The 16,356-nt window shown below is 66.6% G+C and carries 16 protein-coding genes; 12 read left to right on the top strand and 4 right to left on the bottom strand.

All coding sequences use genetic code 11. The features are described 5' to 3' along the window. The 3 genes from NA4_RS05130 to NA4_RS05140 all read left to right on the top strand — a co-directional run. Positions 1-3,218: HAD-IIIC family phosphatase (locus NA4_RS05130; RefSeq protein ID WP_157128822.1), on the top strand; the 3,218-nt coding region annotated here is incomplete at its 5' end. Next, positions 3,215-5,488 carry a thioester reductase domain-containing protein gene (locus NA4_RS05135; protein WP_067464634.1) on the top strand — a complete coding sequence of 758 codons (2,274 nt, stop codon included), beginning with the start codon at positions 3,215-3,217 and terminating at the stop codon, positions 5,486-5,488. The genes NA4_RS05130 and NA4_RS05135, both read left to right, overlap by 4 nt. After that, positions 5,485-6,561, top strand: a complete 1,077-nt coding sequence (locus NA4_RS05140; RefSeq protein WP_067464636.1) for an alpha/beta hydrolase — start codon at positions 5,485-5,487, stop codon at positions 6,559-6,561. Before NA4_RS05135 ends, NA4_RS05140 begins: the two co-directional genes overlap by 4 nt. On the opposite strand, the gene NA4_RS05145 is transcribed toward NA4_RS05140, so the two are convergent. Beyond that, the gene (locus tag NA4_RS05145; RefSeq protein ID WP_067464638.1) at positions 6,544-7,533 is read right to left on the bottom strand and encodes a Gfo/Idh/MocA family protein; all 990 of its coding nucleotides are present in this window, start codon (positions 7,531-7,533) and stop codon (positions 6,544-6,546) included. The genes NA4_RS05140 and NA4_RS05145 overlap by 18 nt on opposite strands. 115 nt (positions 7,534-7,648) lie before the next feature. On the opposite strand from NA4_RS05145, the gene NA4_RS05150 reads away from it, so the two are divergent. The 8 genes from NA4_RS05150 (at position 7,649) to NA4_RS05185 (ending at position 13,976) form a co-directional block, all read left to right on the top strand. Next, complete coding sequence (locus tag NA4_RS05150) at positions 7,649-8,938, top strand: glycosyltransferase (protein WP_067464868.1); 1,290 nt, start codon at positions 7,649-7,651, stop codon at positions 8,936-8,938. A gap of 3 nt (positions 8,939-8,941) precedes the next feature. Beyond that, complete coding sequence (locus tag NA4_RS05155) at positions 8,942-10,195, top strand: glycosyltransferase (protein WP_245671117.1); 1,254 nt, start codon at positions 8,942-8,944, stop codon at positions 10,193-10,195. A gap of 332 nt (positions 10,196-10,527) precedes the next feature. Then, complete coding sequence (locus tag NA4_RS05160) at positions 10,528-11,436, top strand: hypothetical protein (RefSeq protein WP_067464645.1); 909 nt, start codon at positions 10,528-10,530, stop codon at positions 11,434-11,436. Positions 11,437-11,631: 195 nt separating this feature from the next. Further along, a complete protein-coding gene (locus tag NA4_RS05165) occupies positions 11,632-11,943 on the top strand; it encodes a hypothetical protein (RefSeq protein WP_157128824.1) in 312 nt (103 codons plus the stop codon). Next, complete coding sequence (gene atpB / locus NA4_RS05170) at positions 11,940-12,662, top strand: F0F1 ATP synthase subunit A (RefSeq protein WP_067464657.1); 723 nt, start codon at positions 11,940-11,942, stop codon at positions 12,660-12,662. The genes NA4_RS05165 and atpB overlap by 4 nt, the downstream gene beginning before the upstream one ends. Positions 12,663-12,720: 58 nt before the next feature. Next, complete coding sequence (gene atpE / locus NA4_RS05175; protein WP_067464659.1) at positions 12,721-12,981, top strand: ATP synthase F0 subunit C; 261 nt, start codon at positions 12,721-12,723, stop codon at positions 12,979-12,981. Between the two features lie 4 nt (positions 12,982-12,985). After that, positions 12,986-13,453, top strand: a complete 468-nt coding sequence (locus NA4_RS05180; RefSeq protein ID WP_067464662.1) for a F0F1 ATP synthase subunit B family protein — start codon at positions 12,986-12,988, stop codon at positions 13,451-13,453. Beyond that, positions 13,440-13,976 carry a F0F1 ATP synthase subunit B family protein gene (locus tag NA4_RS05185; RefSeq protein ID WP_067464874.1) on the top strand — a complete coding sequence of 179 codons (537 nt, stop codon included), beginning with the start codon at positions 13,440-13,442 and terminating at the stop codon, positions 13,974-13,976. The genes NA4_RS05180 and NA4_RS05185 overlap by 14 nt, the downstream gene beginning before the upstream one ends. 112 nt (positions 13,977-14,088) lie before the next feature. On the opposite strand, the gene NA4_RS05190 is transcribed toward NA4_RS05185, so the two are convergent. Together NA4_RS05190 and NA4_RS05195 are read right to left on the bottom strand one after the other, a co-directional pair. Then, positions 14,089-14,322 (bottom strand): hypothetical protein, encoded by a 234-nt coding sequence (locus NA4_RS05190; protein WP_067464665.1) that lies wholly within the window; start codon positions 14,320-14,322, stop codon positions 14,089-14,091. A 6-nt stretch (positions 14,323-14,328) separates the two neighbouring features. Further along, entirely contained in the window at positions 14,329-14,580 is a 252-nt protein-coding gene (locus tag NA4_RS05195; RefSeq protein WP_067464669.1) for a DUF7161 family protein, read from the bottom strand. Between the two features lie 207 nt (positions 14,581-14,787). Between NA4_RS05195 and NA4_RS05200 the strand changes: the two genes are divergently transcribed. Next, positions 14,788-15,387 (top strand): SLATT domain-containing protein, encoded by a 600-nt coding sequence (locus tag NA4_RS05200; protein WP_067464671.1) that lies wholly within the window; start codon positions 14,788-14,790, stop codon positions 15,385-15,387. Positions 15,388-15,506: 119 nt separating this feature from the next. Here the strand turns inward: NA4_RS05200 and NA4_RS05205 are convergent, their stop codons facing one another. Further along, a complete protein-coding gene (locus NA4_RS05205) occupies positions 15,507-16,349 on the bottom strand; it encodes a glutamate ABC transporter substrate-binding protein (RefSeq protein WP_067464674.1) in 843 nt (280 codons plus the stop codon). Between the last annotated feature and the right edge of the window lie 7 nt (positions 16,350-16,356).

A 16,356-nucleotide genomic window follows, 5' to 3' on the forward strand; every position in this document is an offset into this window, starting at 1 on the left:
ACGTGGTGGCGGGATCGCGCTTCGCCGAACAACTCCGGGCCGTACCGCGCGCGGAGGCCACCACCATGGCGCTCGCCGCGGTGGTCGAGTGGACGGGTGATGTGCTCGGCCACGCGGGCACCGAGACGGTCGCGACCGAGCAGCCCTTCCAGAGTCTGGGTCTGGACTCGTTGATGGCGGTCGAGCTGCGCAACAAGGTGCGCGAGCACACCGGAATCTCCGTGCCGCTCGGCACGATCCTCGCCGGGCAGAGCCTCAGAGACCTCGCCGACCACCTCGTCGATGAGGTACTGCGGCAGGCCGACAGCGACGCGCCGGACGCCACGACCAGCGAGGTACCCGAAGTAGAAGTGCTGCCGGTGACTCGCGACATGATGCGTCTGCTGCGGACCGAACGACTCGGTATCCCCGCCGCCGCGCAGACCGGCGGCGTCGCCGTGCGGCTACCCGCGCCGGTCACCCGGCCGCAGCTGGAACAGGCGCTGGCGCGGCTGGCCCGCAGGCATGCGGCGCTGCGCACCACTATACGGCCCAGCCAGGAGCACGGACGGCAGCTGGAGATCCGTCGTGAACCCGGAACTCTGGCCGGGTGGTGCGACCTCGACCGACTCGATGACGCCGTCGTACAGGAGCGCTTCCGCGAACTGATGGCGCAGCCTTGCGATCTGGAGACAGGTCCGCTGTGGCGCTTCGAACTTCTCAATGCCGAAACCGCCGATCAGGTACTGCTTTTCGGCGCGCATCACAGCATGAGCGATGTGCAGTCGATGCTGCTGGTCGCGGGCGAACTCGCCGCGGAACTATCCGGCGCGCAGCTCGCCGACGCCGTGACCAACCGCGATATGCATCAACTGCTCGCCGCGCAGTCGAGCAGGCGCGACGGCGAAGACACCGCGATCACCCAGTGGCGCGACGCCTTCTCCGGATCTCGCCGGCTCGAGTTGACCTTGGCGCGGCCGCGGCCTGCCCAGCGCAGCTACGGTGCGGAATCGGTCGCGCTGGACATGCCGGCCGGACTGCACGACCGGGTCGCGGACCGGGCCCGCGACCTCGGCATCACTCCCGCCGCGGTATTCCTCGGCGCGCTGGCCGTCGTGCTGGCACGACGGCAGCAGGTCGATCGGTTCGCCCTCGCGGTTCCGGTGGATACCCGCATGCACGCCGACGCGACCGATGCCGTCGGATATTTCGGTGTGCCCGTTCCGTTCCCGGCCGCCGTTGAAGCCGGTGACCTCGTCAGCGACGTGCTGCGCCGCACCGGCGAGCGGCTGCGGAATCTGCTCGTGCCCGGCGCCGGTTTCGCGGATGTGCTCGCCGCCCTGGCCAGCGAGGGCCTGTACCGCGAGAATGCGCCGTTGATCGAGGTGTACTTCAACTACTTGCGCGCCAATTCCGCGGTCGCACAAGCCGCGGTCGTTCCGGTGAGCACCGGCTATTCCGATCTCGATCTCATGGTGGCGGTGCTGCCGGATACCGGCCAAGTGTGGTTGACCTACAACAGCGACATCATCGATGCCGGCACCTGCGCCGAGTTCGGGACGGAATACCTGAACACGGTCGCGGCCGCGGTCGCCGACCCCGGGGCCCCCGCCCGGACCGGAACCACTGAACAGCCGGTTTCCGGTCTCCGTGCGGCGCTGGGCGCGACCTTCGCGCTCGGCCGGTTGCCCGAGCTGATGGCGGCGGCGTCCTCGGACGCCACGGCGATCACCGTCGCGGAGGCGCCGTATCACCATGTGTTGTCCTGCCTGCGTGACCCGTCGGGTGTCTTCGCGCAACCGTCGACGGCACTGGGGATCGTGCTGCTGCGCGCGGCGGATCTGGAACGTTTCGGCGCGGTCTCCGATGACCTGCTCGCCGAGCTCGCCGCCGAATATCCGGCGGCGGTGCGCGAGGTGGCCCAACGTACGCACCGGCCGGTCATCGTCGGCATCCTGCCCTCGGCCAGCCCGGAGGAACGGTTGCTCGCGTGGGAGCGGCTCGTCGCCGAACGCCTGCGCGATATTCCTGGCGTCGCGGTGCTGGAATCGCAGGAGTGGACGCGCCACCATCCGGTGGACAACCCCTTCGACAACCGGACCGAGGTCCTGGCGCACCTGCCCTTCACACCCGAATTCCAGGCGGCGGTCGCCCTGACTCTCGTCGCGACCGCCGCCGCCGTGACGGAGCCCGCGCCGAAGGTGATCGCCGTGGACGGCGACGACACCTTGTGGAGCGGGACGGCGGGCGAGATCGGCTCCGCCGCTGTGGCTTTCGATGAGCCCCGCCGAGCGCTGGCCAGGCGGCTGTCGCAGTGGCGCGCGGCGGGAACGCTGCTGGTACTGGTGACCAACAATGATGACGATATCGTCGGCGAAATCCTGGACCGGTCCGACAGCCCGCTGCACCGTGAACATTTCGCCGCCGTCTCGGCGGGCTGGAGCGGTAAGCCCCAGCGACTGGAGGAGGTCGCTCGCAGACTCGGGCTGGGACTGGACACCTTCTGCTATCTCGACGACAACCCGGTGGAAGTCGCGCGTATGCGGGCGCTGTTGCCGGAGGTACTGTCGGTGACGTGTCCTCCCGCCGGTGAACTGGAGTCGTTCCTGGCGCGGCTGTGGCCGATGGCTCCCGTCGCCGCGACGGCCGAGGACCGTGCCCGCGCCGACTTCTATCGCCAGGAGCAGGAGCGCGACCATGCTCGCGCCACGGCAGAATTCGCGGAATTCCTCGAGCAGCTGAACCTCGCGGTCGACATCGCGCCGCTGACCGACACCACCATGGCGCGTGCACGACAACTCATGCGACGGACCACGCAGTTCGCCCTCGCCGAGGTCACCGTCGACGATCTCGACAGGTGGCGTGACGAGGGCGAGGTATGGACCGCGACGGCACGCGACCGGTTCGGCGACTACGGCCTGATCTCGGTACTCGCACTTCGGGCGGATGCGGACGACCTGTGGATCAGCGGCTGGCACCTGAGCTGCCGAGCCCTCGGACGCGGCGTCGAGGAGCGGCTGCTGAGCTGGGTGGCGGATCGGGCCGATACGCTCGGCTGCGCCACGGTACGGATGTCGGTCGAGCACACCGTCCGCAACGCGCCCGCGCGCCGATTGGCCACGCGTCTGCTCGGCAGCACCTCCGACGATCAACGGCTGGACGTGTCCGTGACACCGGATCACCTGCGGGAGTTCCGGTCCTGGGAAACGCCCGCGAGTGGAGAGGACGTGACAGGGTGACCGCTCCCGAGGAGCCGACAACGGTCCGCAACCCGAACGTCGACCGTCGTGTGCGCGGCGAGACCCTTGATCGGGGTGCTGCCGGCCTGGACGTTGCCGCGCTGCTCGCACGCGCCGGCGGCAAGGGCGCGGCCCCGCGTGTCGAAACCGATCGACGTGTGCCGCTGGTCGAAAACGGTGGCGATCAGGGCGCGCCTCGAATGGATGCCGAGGCGTTGGCCGCATCGGTCACCGCGGTGGCGAATCGGTTCACCGCGACCACCATGGACGCGGACACCGACTTCTTCGATGCGGGCGGCACCTCCATCGCCGCGGTGGAGTTCGTCGCCGCACTGGCGCGTGAACTGGATGTCCACCTGGATCTGGACACAGTGTTCTTCGACGCGCGACCCCGCAGGCTGGCACACCGCTGGCTGGCCGACCACCCCGAACCCGCACTGCCGCGGCAGGACGCCGAAGCCGATACCGATGACCTCGCCCAGCTCTTCGCCGATCTCGCGGGCGCCGACCGATTACCGCTGGTGGCCGCGCCGCAGCGGGTCGCGCCGCGCCGCATCCTGCTGACCGGGGCGACCGGCTTCCTCGGTAGTCACCTGCTGCTCGACCTGTTGCGGCACAGCAGCGCCCACGTGGTGTGCCTGATCCGTGCCGACGACGATGACGCCGCCGCCCAACGGCTGGAGCAAGCCTTACGGCGCTTCACGCTGCCCTGGAGCCGGGAGGTATTGCGGCGCGTGACGCCGCTGGCGGGCGATCTGCGCCTACCCCGGCTCGGCCTGTCCGACGAACGGTGGACGACTCTCGCCGCCGACGTGGATGCGATCGTCAACGCCGGCGCCGCAGTCGATTTCCTGCGCGGCTATCCGTCGCTGCGCCGGACCAACGTCCTCGGTCCGCTGACGCTCGCCGAGCTGGCCTGCACCCACCGGCCCAAACCCGTGCACCACATCTCCTCGCTGGCGGTGTTCAACGGATCGGATGCCGCCACGCTGGGCGAGGACGATCCGACCGCCAACGTCGCCGCGCTGCCCATCGGCTACGACCGATCGAAATGGGCGGCCGAGGCGCTACTGCGCCGTGCAGGCGAACACGGACTCGTCGTGACCATCCTCCGACCGGGCGGCATCGGCAGCCACCCGGAGACCGGCGCCCACAACCCGCGAGACCTCAACACCGGAATCACCACGGCGTTGATGCGATTCCGCACCGCACCGGGATTCCGGTACCTCAATGCCGCCCCGGTGGATTGGGTCAGCCGGGTGGCCGCGGAGATCGTCGGCACGCCGAGCGCCTGGGGCCACACCTATCACCTCACCGGCGCGCCCACCTCACTTGATCAGGTGGTCGCCGAAACCACGCTGGCCGGTATGGGTATTCGCGTGCAGCACTGGGAACAGTGGTGCGATGAGGTAGTCCGCGCGATCAGGGAGGAACCGGCACCCGAACTGGAATCGCTGGCGCAGGTGCTGCAGAGTCCCGTCGCCCGGCGTCAGCTGGCGGCGATGGTCACCGCGCCGCCCGCATCGGCCGCGCGTACCGAAGCGTTCGTGTCCGCCAACGGCCTGCCCGCGCCCGCGTCACCTGGTCCGGCAGCACGCAGCCGGATGCTCACGGCCTTGGCCGGCGTCGGACCGCAGCCGGGCGACGAGCCCTATCTGCGGTTCAACGAAACACTCACCGGCACAATCGGTCCCATCGGCGAGACCGCCGACATCCCCTGCGACCTACGGCTGACGCTGTCCGTCGCGAGCAGCGCGCAGATGGTCGCCGCTCGGACGATCGACGTCACCGGCGAGCTCACCTGCGCTGGATTGGGCGACGAGCCCCTCGCCGTCGAGGGCACGGCGACGGTCCGGCCGCAGGACGGCATACCGCTGCGTCACGAAGTGCGGCATCCGATCATGCATTACCGGCTGACGCTGCGCGATTCCTCCGGTGGCTCCTGGTGGCTGGAGGGATACAAGTTCGCCGCGGCGCGACGACGCATGGTCCGGCAACTCGGAACACAGGTGATCGAGATCGGACGCACCGGGGAGTCCGCGTCGTACACCGGCGAGGTCGCCGTGCCGATGCACACCTACCTGCCCGACCAGATCGATGGCATCCAGGTCGATCCACGGCTGCCCGAACGGCAGCAGCGGCTGGCGAAACTGCTGTGGCTGAGCTGGTTCGGCGGCCAGCTCGGCAAAGGCCTGCTGGAACCGATTCTCCGGGTCGGTGTCGATCTACTGGATCTGCGCCGAGCCGCGCGTAAGGAGCACCGCCGATGACCGATCTGCGATCGACCGTGCCGGAACTCGGTGCCGAGGAGGTGATTCCCTTCCGAACCGCCGACGGCCTCGACCTCGTGTTGCGTCGGATCGGTCCCGCCGACGCACCCGCGGTGCTGCTGGTACATGGGCACGGGGTGTCATCGGAGATGTTCGCACTTCCCGAGATTCGCAATGTCACCGACGTACTGACCGATGCGGGATACCAGTCCTGGCTGCTCGACTGGCGTGGCAGTTGCCGCCTGCCCTACAACGAATCCGGACCGGCCTACACCTTCGACGATGTCGCGCTCTACGACCTCCCCGCCGCGGTCGCGCAGATCAGGGAGCGAATCGCGGATCGTCCGCTGTTCGTCGTGGCGCACTGTATCGGCGCGCTGGCCCTCTCGCTGAGCATGACGGCCGGACTGCTGCCCGGACTGGCAGGCGTGGTCGCACAGGGCGTCTTCCTGACCCCCAAGGTCAGGACGTCGACGCGCATGCGAGTGCTGCTCGGCAGCGAACTGCTCGGCTCCCGGGTCAGCCACATCGAATCCGACTTCCGTAAGGTCGGGCTCTGGTCCCGGCGCACCTTGCTGTACGCGGCGCTGTCGCGCAAAGGCGACTGCCCGGACCCGACCTGCCGCATGGTCCAGCACGGGTGGGGGATGGGCGCCAGGCTGTTCGAGCACGACCACCTGGAGGCGCGCACCCACGATCGGCTGGCCGAATTGTTCGGCGCGATACCGCTATCGGTGCTGCCACACCTGCGGCAGATGGAATTGGCGCACGCCGCGGTCCGGTGGAACGTCGACGACGAGCGCTACCGTGCGCTCCCGGAGAACGCGCTCGACCAGGCCGATCGAATCGACTGTCCGGTGCTGCTGCTGTCCGGCAGCCGCAACGAGGCCTGGCTCGATTCCAATAAGCTTTGCTACGAAGTACTTTCGGTGCGCAATCCCGCTGTCGATGTCCGCTATATCGAGATCCCCTCCTACGGCCACCTCGACACGTTCCTCGGCCGCGGCGCGGCGCTGGATGTGTTCGGACATATCGTCGATTTCTTCGACGAGACGTCAGCTCGGTTGGCGTAGTGGCAGGCCTGCGGTCCGGTAGATGGCATCGATGACGGTCATGGTGTCGACGGCGTCACCCGGCGCGGTGGCGACCGGCTCGCCGCGCAGCACCGCGGCGGCGAAGGCGTCGAGTTGATAATCGTAGGAGGCCCGATGCGCGAACCGGCGCACCCGCCTGCCGCCCGCCGCGCGGACCGTCAGCAGATGTCCCAGATGCGGCAGCACCGGATTGACCAGCCGCATCCGCCCGCGTTCGCCGATGACAGTGGCACCGACGCGCAGCACGTCCGCCGACCACATCGAGCACCGGATGTGGCCGGTGTGTCCGGATGGGAAGCGCAGTTCGGCGGTCATCGCCCGATCGATCCGGGCTTCGCGCAACTTAGCCTGCGCGGCAACCACTTCCGGGTTCTCGCCACCCAGCACCCGGGCCATGTGCACGGCGTAACAGCCCGCGTCCATCAGTGCGCCGCCGGCGAGGGCGTAGTTGTAGCGGATATCGGAGAACTTCGGCAGCGGAAAGCACAGCGCGGCTTCCACCCGCCGCAGTGTCCCCAATTCGCCGGACGCGATGACCTGTTCGGCGGCCGCCATCAGCGGGTGGTAGCGGTAGTGGAACGCCTCCATGACGACGCGATCGGAAGCGCTCGCCAGAGCCGAGATCTCGGCTGCCTCCGCGGCGTTGGCGGTGAACGGCTTCTCGCACAGCACATGCTTTCCGGCCGCTACGGCGGCGCGTGTCCAGCGGCCGTGCAGGCCGTTCGGCAGCGGGATATAGACCGCGTCGAGATCGGGCGCATCGATCAGCGCCTGATAGCTGTCGTAGACCTGCGGGATGCCGTGCTTGCGGGCGAACCCCTCCGCACGCGACCGGTCCCGGGCCGCCAGCGCCGCGACGACGACCTCCGGGTTCCGCTCGGCCGGTTTGATCAGGGACGCCGGCGCGATGCGGGCCGCACCGAGGATTCCGATCCGGAGCCCGGAGCGCATGTCTTCGGTCACCAGCAGACACTAACATCGCCACCGCACGGCTGGGCTGCTCCGACAGCAGGACGAACCCTGAATGCAAATGGATCACAGCGGATCACGAATGGAAGTCGAGGGTATGCGTATCGCATTGTTGACGGCCGGAACCCGGGGCGACCATCAGCCGTATCTCGCCCTGGCCGACGAGCTCCGATCGCGCGGACACCAGGTCGAGATGACCGCCACCGAGAACTACGCCGATGTGGTGCGGCGCTCGGGCTTCGAGCCGCACGTTATTCCGTTCAACTCCGCGGAACTGCTGGAATCGCCTGCGGCCAAACGCGCACTGTCCTCCGGGAAGACGCTGCCGTTCGTGCGGATCATGCTGGATACGGTCAAGATCATGGCGGGCGAGCGTGGTGAGCGGATGCACCAGGTGCTCAGCGGCGCTTGCGAATCGGCCGAAATAATCGTGTCGTGCGCGTCGACTCTGCCCTGGGCGATGGAGCGTGCGGAGAAGACCGGACAGCGAGTGGTGGGCTGCTTGCCGTATCCGCTCGAGCGCACCGGCGAGTTCCCGTCGTCGTTCATGGTCAAGCACATGATCTCGTCGCGGCGACTGCGGTTGGCCAGCTACTCGGCATTCGAAGTGGCGTACGGCGTGGCCTATCGGCGGGTGGATCAGCGGGTGCGCGAAATGATGGAGTTGCCGGGGAAGCCGCGGAATCCGTTCCGGCGCATGCGTGAGGACGGTGTTCCGCTGGTGCACATGGTGAGTCCGGTGCTGTTGCCCAAACCGGGGGATTGGCCGGACCGGTCGACCGTCGTCGGTGCGCCGATCCTGCCCGCGCGCCTGCGTGACGCGTGGGGTGAAGCGGTGGTCGATCCGGCGCTGACCGAATGGCTCGACGAGGGGGAGCCGCCGATCTACTTCTGTATGACCGGTATGCCGATCCTCGATCCCGCCGGGTGCTGCGACCTCATCGCCGCCGTCTGCCGCAGGCTGGGAGCCCGCGCTCTGGTGACCGTGCGAGGTGAAGGCTATCCCCGCGGTATCGGGTACGACCGGAGATTGTTCGTGCTGGATTCCTTCGACTACGACCGGATCCTGCCGCGGTGTCGCGCGGTCGTCCATCACGGTGGCAGCGGCAATACCCACGACGTGCTGCGCGCCGGCCTGCCCGCGGTGGTGGTCGGCGTGCACAGCGACCAGTTCTTCTACGGCTGGCGGATTTCATCGCTGGGGATCGGGGCCGACTTCCCGTATCCGTCGCTGACCGAGGACCGGCTACACGATGCCTTGGTCCGGACGTTGACACCCGAGGCACGCAGACAAGCGCAGGAACTCGGCCGTACGGTATCCGCCGAGAACGGTGTCCGCGCCACGGCGGACGCGGTGGAACGACTCGCCGTCTCGGCATCGGCCTGAGGCGTGGTCGAACCCGTGCACGTCGCGATCTTCACCGACTTTCACCCGGCAACGCTGGGTGGCGTCCAAACCGCGATGCGGTCACTGTGCTCCGGGCTGCGGCGGCTCGGTCATCGAGTCACCGTATTCTGTGCTCCGGCACCAGGTTCCGTGGCGCCGGACCGCGATACGGTGGAGCTGGAGGCGCTGCCGATATCAATGTCGAACGGGCTGCCGGTGGTTCTTCCGACCCGGGCCAACCAACGCCGGATCGATTCCGCGTTCACCGAGCGTGGCCCGATAGATGTCGTCCATGCGCTGACGACCTACGGCGGTGGGATCTCCGGCGCGCGCGCTGCCCGCAGGCATGGCCTTCCGATCGTCCAGACCATGCAGAGCCGCGACGAGACGGTCATCGAAAAGTACTCACCGGCACCGCTTCTCTCCGCGTTGACCATGCGCCTCGTGCACGGCTGGTTCGTACCGATGCGCAGACAACCGGCGCACCACGGCGACGGCCGGATCGCCCGGCTGGCATGGCGTCCGCTGGTGGCGCAGGCCCAGGCGTCCGACCGGGTGGTCGTGCCGACCCATCACTTCGCCCGCCGCTTGGCCGCGCGCGGCGTGGACCGGCCGATTCACGTGGTCTCCAACGGAATCGACGACGAGCTGCTGGAGCGTGTCCGCGACACCGACACCGACAGCGCCGCGACCGATCCGGACGCACCACTGCGGGTCCTGTGGTGCGGTCGCCTGTCCGTAGAGAAGCGTCCGCTCGAAGCGATCGAGATAGCGCGATTGGTCGAGGAATGCACGCTGGACGTCTACGGCAGCGGGCCACTGGCCGACCGGGCTCGCTCGGCGGTTGCCGGCGCGGATCTGGGTCACCGTGTCCACCTGCACGGCGAGGTCGACCAAGCCGACTGCCTGAGCGCCATGCGCACCCACGACCTCCTCCTGCTCACCTCCGACTGCGACACCCAGGGCATGGTGCTGCTGGAAGCCATGGCGATGGGTCTGCCCGTCGTGTACTGCGATCCCGAACTCTCCGAAACAGTGCCCGACGAGGGTGGCATCCGCGCCCCCGACCGGTCGGTGGAATCGCTGGCGACCGTGCTGGAGGCCCTCGCGCGGGACCGAACGCGACTGCACGACATGCGCCGGGCACTGGCGCCTCACGCTGACGAACCGCGCCAATCCAGGCATACCACCCGGATCCTATCGGTCTACGCCGAATTGCTCTCCACACCGGACGAATTCTCCAGCGACCGAGCATAAGTCTTCGTACCGAAGGTTTCACAGTACCGCCCTCGCCAAATTGTGGCGGACGCATGAAAACAGCGTCCAGATGGACAACTCTGTCGATGCCCTGGGGTGCGGACCTTCTCGTAACTATTCGGTGAACGTCATACGTGACGTACTGTGTGGATTGGGTGAACACATCTGGAGGCGCTTGTGTCGGCACCGAGTTGTAGGCGGGCCGGTCTGCTGAGGCCGCTGCCCGGCTTCGATTGTGATCGCCCGGTGTCCCGGTGCACTCGACAGCGCCGACGAGTTTGCACCCGGGGGGAACGAAATATTCTCTCTAGTCGATTTCGGGGGTTGTATCAGTGCGGGTCGACAAACTGTCAGGAATTGGCCACGTCATCGGTGCACGCCTGGTCGAGTGCGCCGACAAGGTCGCCTCCGTGGTGGGTGAAAAGAAATTGATGCCGGTCAGCGCCGAGCTCCGCGGAGCGGCCGAAAGACACGTGGCGGCGGATATGGAAGGCAATCGGCTGATTCGACGCGCGCCGGACGACTGGACGCTCCCGGACGGCTCGCCGCGCCCGATATCGGGCATGCCCATTCGAGGAACCGACCTGTACGGACGAGAGCTGTCGTTCTGGACCGGAGACGTCAGCAAAGACGTGCTGTACGGCTGGGGGGACGTGTTCTGGGGCGTCTCGTATCCGCTGGCCGGAGCGGACATACCGTACCTGCGCGGCATGCCGCTCGGTCCGGGAAACGTGAAGTTCCGATACACCCATCTGACGTCTTCGCAGGCCGAGAACCGGGTAACACCATGGGATTCCGGTGACGAGGTGTTCTTCGTTCATGCGGAGGCCGATGCGAAAACCGGGCGGTTCTATATCAGGGCCGACGTGGAACCGTTCGATCGCACGAACCCGGAACCCGAACCCGGAGGCGAGGTGATGGCGCTCGAACCCGAGATGTTCGCACGCGTGGTCGCGAACGATCCCGATCTGCGCAGGGAGGTCGGGAAGCATCCGGCGTCGCCTATCGCCGTGTTGTCGGGAGGACAGTCGCACGGCGACGTGGGTGGCAGATTCGCGGCCGCCTTGCAACAGGAGGAGGGATTCCTCCGGGATGTCTACTTCGCCAACGGCACACAGATCGCCTGGCTGAAGCCGCCGGCCGGGTGGGAGTCCTTGAGCATCCAGCCGCCGGGCGGTCCGACCGAATCCCTGTCTGCGGCGTGGACCCGATATCCCGTCACGTCCGGTGACTCGCCCTGAGCGAGAGGCACCGCCGATCCCGCCGGGATGCCCGATTTGTCCCGATCTCTTGTACTACCGGCTGTAGTAAGCAAGAATGAGGTTGTGGCCGGATGTAGCAGCTCTGCTACATACCGTCACGCCATCACTATGGGAGGGCATATGACGGTCAGCGTGGACCGCCGTCCGATCATCGTCTCCGCCGGAGTGGGAATCATGGTTCTCGCGGTGGCCGGGATGCTGGATCGGCTGCTGTTGGGTGTATTCATCTGCGTCGGAATGGCGTTGGGCTCTGTCAACGCGTGGCTCACACGGGTTGCTGTCGCGTGGATCTCGCATGACCCCGAATCCGGAAAACAACGTTTGGCGGCGACGAGCGGCGTCCGGTTGTTCGGCGTGACGGCGCTCGCGTTGGTCGTCAGCGTCCTGACGCGACCTGATGGGTTCGGCATTCTCTTCGGGCTGGTGGCCTTTCAGATCGTCCTGCTGACCCGAACGGTAATGCCGGTGTTGCGAGGTGCGCGATGACGAAAGTCGAAGTGGGACATCATGAAACCGCGCACTTCCTCGGTATGGATTTCCACGTCGACACCATCCTGGCGACTGCGGTCGCGGCCCTTGTCGTAGTGGGACTCGCGCTCTATCTGCGCGTCAAGCTGACCTCCGGGGTTCCGAACGGTGTGCAGTTGTTCTTCGAGACCGTGACGGTGCAGCTGCGTGGTCAGGTGGAAAGTGCAGTCGGACTTCGGATCGCTCCTTTCGTCCTGCCACTGGCGGTAACGCTGTTCGTCTTCGTTCTGCTGTCGAACTGGTTGTCCGTGCTGCCGGTGCAATACGGCGACGGTGAACTGATCAAACCGCCCGCCGCGGATGTCAACTTCACCTATGCGCTCGCGCTGTTCGTTTTCCTCTCTTACCAGGCCGCGGGTATGGTGCGGCGCGGCCCGATCGGGCATGTGAAGCAGGTGCTGAAAGGGCATACGGGTTGGGGCCCGATGATTTTCATCAACGTCATCGAGGAACTGGCGAAACCGCTTTCGCTGGCCCTGCGGTTGTTCGGCAATATGTTCGCCGGCGGGGTGATGATCTCGGTGATCGCGCTGCTTCCGGCCTGGCTGAGCTGGGGCCCGAACGCCGTGTGGAAGCTGTTCGACCTCTTCGTCGGGCTCATCCAGGCTTTTATCTTCGCTTTGCTGACCATCCTCTACTTCGGCCAGGCCACCGCGCTCGAGCACGAAAAGCACTGAACTGTATCACCAATCCCGATGACCACCACATTCCTATTCAACGGGGAAAGGAAAACAAATGGCAGACGTGACCCATGCGACGATCGTCCAGGCGGCGGCCCTGCTCGCGGGCGGACTGATGATGGTCGGCGGCGCGATCGGCGCGGGCTATGGCAACGGAATGGCAGGTTCGGCGCTGATCAATGGCGTCGCCCGGCAACCCGAGGCCGAAGGCAGGCTGCGCGGCAACTATCTGATGGCGGTCAGCCTGGTCGACGCCGTGTACTTCATCAACCTGACATTCATGGCACTGTTCGCCTTCGCGGCGCCGGGCAAGTGACACCATGGCCACGAAAACCCTGGCGGGACAGAACTTTCTGATCCCCAACGGCACCTTTCTCGCCGAACTATCGATATTCCTGGTCGTGCTCGCGGTAATTTGGCTCTTCGTGGTGCCGCCGATCCGCGATGTGCTCGCGGAACGGGAGGCGCGCGTCGCCAAGGCCGCCGCCGATGGAAAGCGGGCGCGGGAAGTCCTCGCGGCGGCCGGGGAACGGTATCGGTCCTCGGTGGAACAGGCTCGTAGCGAGGCGGCCCGCCTGCGCGAACAGGCCAGAACCGAACGCCGCGCGACCCTGATCTCGATGCGCGGGCGGGCGCAGGAACAGTCGGACCAGTTGTCGGCCGCGGCCGCGATCGAGCTGCGGGCCCACGCCGACGCGGCAGCGGTGCGGCTGCGTGAATACGTCGACCCGCTGGCCGGTGATCTGGCAGACCGAGTGATCGGAGGTGGAGGCATTGAACGAACGTGACGGTATCTACGACATCACGTGGAATTGGCCGGTATTCCTGAGCCAGCTTTTCGGTTTCGCCGTCATTGTCGGCGCTCTCGTCAAATGGGTTGCGCCGCAGGCGAAGGCGATGATGCACCGGTCGCAGCACACCATTCGGGAACAACTCGAGCAGAGCTCGCAGGCCGCGGCCCGGTTGGCGGCCGCCGAACGGGCCTTCGCCGAAGCGGACGCAAGGGCCTGTATCGAGGTGGCCCACATCCACCGGGAAGCGCACGCCGATGCCGAGCGGATCCTCGCGGAACTGCGGGAAATCGCTGCCGCCGAAGTCGAACGGGTGCGTCGACACGGTCTGGACCACCTCCAGCAGGTGCGTCGGCAGTTGCGGGAGGAACTCGGGCACGACCTCACCACCACGGTGCTCGATCGTGCCGAGTTCATGGTGCGCGAACGCCTCGATTCACCAGGTGCCAGATCGGACAGCATCGACCGAGTCCTGGACGAGTTGGCGGGATTCGCCGACGAGCTTCCCAGCTCGTCGTAACCTCGGTGTCCCGCCAACGGGATGCCTCCCAGCGCCCGGGTCGGCTTATGGCCCGGGCGCTGGCCGCGAGTGTCCAGCGACCTCGACAGGTGGCTCGCCCAGGTGCTCCCGTCTACAGTCCGCCGCGCTGCTCGGCTTCGATGTCGGCCGCAAGAGCGGATCGCTCGGCCTGATGCCGAGCAAGTAACGTCGCGCTGAAGGTGGTCCACGCCGCCTCTTGGGCTGCGGTCAGCTGTGCTCCGTGGACTTCGGATTCGACATCCGGATGGGCGTTGACGAACCGCTGGAACAGCACACCCATCTCCCGGCTGTGCCGACGATTGAGCTCGATCCGTCGCGGGTCCATGTGTCGTCAGTCCGCGCAGAGCGCCAACTGGTCGAACACGACCAAGGCTATGTTCGTGGGATCCCCCAGCGGGTGCACTCGCAGTGTGTGATGCGGGTTCGGCGCGTCGTCGACGATCACCACGGTATCGATCCCGGCCGGTAGGTCGGCGGGCCAATCGATCTCATCGGTGGGCTCCTCGACGAGTACCCGGGCGAGCCTTCCCCGCAGGCCCGTCTGGGCGGGGCGCAGCGGTGTGAGACCTTGGTTTTCGCTCATGTGATGATCGCTTGCGATTCTAGTCGTCACCCGTCGAGGCTCGCAGCGGTGGCAGCCAATGGTGTGGCATCGCCAGAGGTGTGAAACCTCTTGCGGCACCGCATCGCACAAGTCGCAGGCCAACCGGAGGCCACCGCGCCGCTGGCTCGACCTGCGGAAGAGTCGATCGAATGATCAGCGCGGTGTTCGGGGCGATACAGTACCGCGGTGACAGAGCACCGATCGCCCATCGGCGGGGATCGCTCGCAGGACCTCGGAGTGCCGCCTTCGCTGGACCTCCGCGCCGCCGACTGGTCGAGTTCCGATGAGACCCTTGCCCGGCTGTTCCAACGTGTCGAGACGTATGCCATAGACGCACGCGATCGGTATACGAGGGACAAACTAACCAAGCGGCAAACCAGCCTAGCCCTGACCGCGGCTATGATCACCTTGGGCTTACTCGGAATTCTGGTGCCACTGCTGACGACCGCCGGAGTCGACGCCATCAACCCGAGTTGGGGTTACGCACTGCTCGCCTGCGCCGCCGGATGCGCGGCATTCGACCGATTCTTCGGCATTTCGGCCGCATGGCTGCGCGACATCCGGAGCGCGCAGTCGATCAACGCGATGTTGTGCGACTTCCAACTCGAGTGGGCGTCCGTCTCGAGGGCGCCCGCCAACTCCAATGGCGAGATAGACCGGCGGATGGGACTGCTCAGAGATTTCTCCCACCGAGTCAACGAAGTGATCGCACGCGAAACGGATACCTGGACGGCGCAATTTCCGCTCTCGACGGAAGCGCGGATGAGCAGATTCGATCGGAGGTAGTAACCTCCGGCGCCCGACTTGCTCGCGGCGGCGGTCGCCGTTTGGCGACCGCCGCGACATCGTGGGACCAGATGCTGGAGCCGGTGATCTGTGCCGGCGCTGGGGTGGGTGCAGTCAGATCAGTACCGGTCGACCATCGGCGGCGTCAGCGTCGAGTCGCGGAGCGGACCGATCGTGTCCTCGAACGCCTTCTTCCAAGAGCCGTCGGCGATCATTGCCTCGAGCGCATCGTTGATCTTGGTGCGGGTCTCCTGATCGCCCTTCTTCAGGCCGATGCCGTACTTCTCGATGGTGAACGTGTTGCCGACCAGCTTCAGTTCGCCCGATGCCTGCCCGGCGTAACCGGCGAGGATGATGTCGTCGGTGGTCACCGCGTCGACCGAGCCGCTGCGCAGGGCGTCGATGCACTGCGAGTAGGTGTCCACTTCCACCAGCTGAACGCTTTTGGCGTAATTGTCCTTGACGTACTGCGCAGGGGTGGAGCCTTTGACCGAGCACAGCTTCTTGTTGCCGGTCAGTGACTCGACACCGGTGATGTCGGTGGTCTCCTTCTTCACCAGCAGGGCCTGCCCGGCCACGAAGTACGGCCCGGCGAAGTCGACCTTCTCCTTGCGCGCGTCGGTGATCGAGTAGCTGGCGACGATGAAGTCCACCTCGCCGTTCATGATCATCGTCTCGCGTTTGCCCGACGGCGCCTCTTTGAAGGTGATGCCGGCGGGCTGCACGCCGAGCTTGCCCGCCACATACTTGGCGATCTCGACGTCGTACCCGTGGTAGGAGCCGTCCGCTTCGCGAAAGCCCAGTCCGGGCTGGTCGAACTTGATGCCGATGGTCAGCTTCCCCTCCCTCACGTGATCACTGATGGTCGCGGAGTCGCTGCTGTTACTGCCGCCGCAGGCGGTGGCGGCGAGGGTGACGGCGATCGCCCCGATGGCGAGGCGGATTGTGCGGTTGATCCTCATCGAATGT

Source organism: Nocardia amamiensis NBRC 102102 (assembly GCF_001612745.1).
In the GTDB taxonomy this organism is placed as follows: Bacteria; Actinomycetota; Actinomycetes; order Mycobacteriales; family Mycobacteriaceae; genus Nocardia; species Nocardia amamiensis.

Bases quoted from the DNA above. Each gene is read 5' to 3' on its own strand.
- NA4_RS05140 (WP_067464636.1), top strand. From the start codon at position 5,485: ATGACCGATCTGCGATCGACCGTGCCGGAACTCGGTGCCGAGGAGGTG.
- NA4_RS05145 (WP_067464638.1), bottom strand. From the start codon at position 7,533: ATGCGCTCCGGGCTCCGGATCGGAATCCTCGGTGCGGCCCGCATCGCG.
- NA4_RS05150 (WP_067464868.1), top strand. From the start codon at position 7,649: ATGCGTATCGCATTGTTGACGGCCGGAACCCGGGGCGACCATCAGCCG.
- NA4_RS05165 (WP_157128824.1), top strand. From the start codon at position 11,632: ATGGTTCTCGCGGTGGCCGGGATGCTGGATCGGCTGCTGTTGGGTGTA.
- atpB (WP_067464657.1), top strand. From the start codon at position 11,940: ATGACGAAAGTCGAAGTGGGACATCATGAAACCGCGCACTTCCTCGGT.
- atpE (WP_067464659.1), top strand. From the start codon at position 12,721: ATGGCAGACGTGACCCATGCGACGATCGTCCAGGCGGCGGCCCTGCTC.
- NA4_RS05180 (WP_067464662.1), top strand. From the start codon at position 12,986: ATGGCCACGAAAACCCTGGCGGGACAGAACTTTCTGATCCCCAACGGC.
- NA4_RS05190 (WP_067464665.1), bottom strand. From the start codon at position 14,322: ATGGACCCGCGACGGATCGAGCTCAATCGTCGGCACAGCCGGGAGATG.
- NA4_RS05195 (WP_067464669.1), bottom strand. From the start codon at position 14,580: ATGAGCGAAAACCAAGGTCTCACACCGCTGCGCCCCGCCCAGACGGGC.
- NA4_RS05205 (WP_067464674.1), bottom strand. From the start codon at position 16,349: ATGAGGATCAACCGCACAATCCGCCTCGCCATCGGGGCGATCGCCGTC.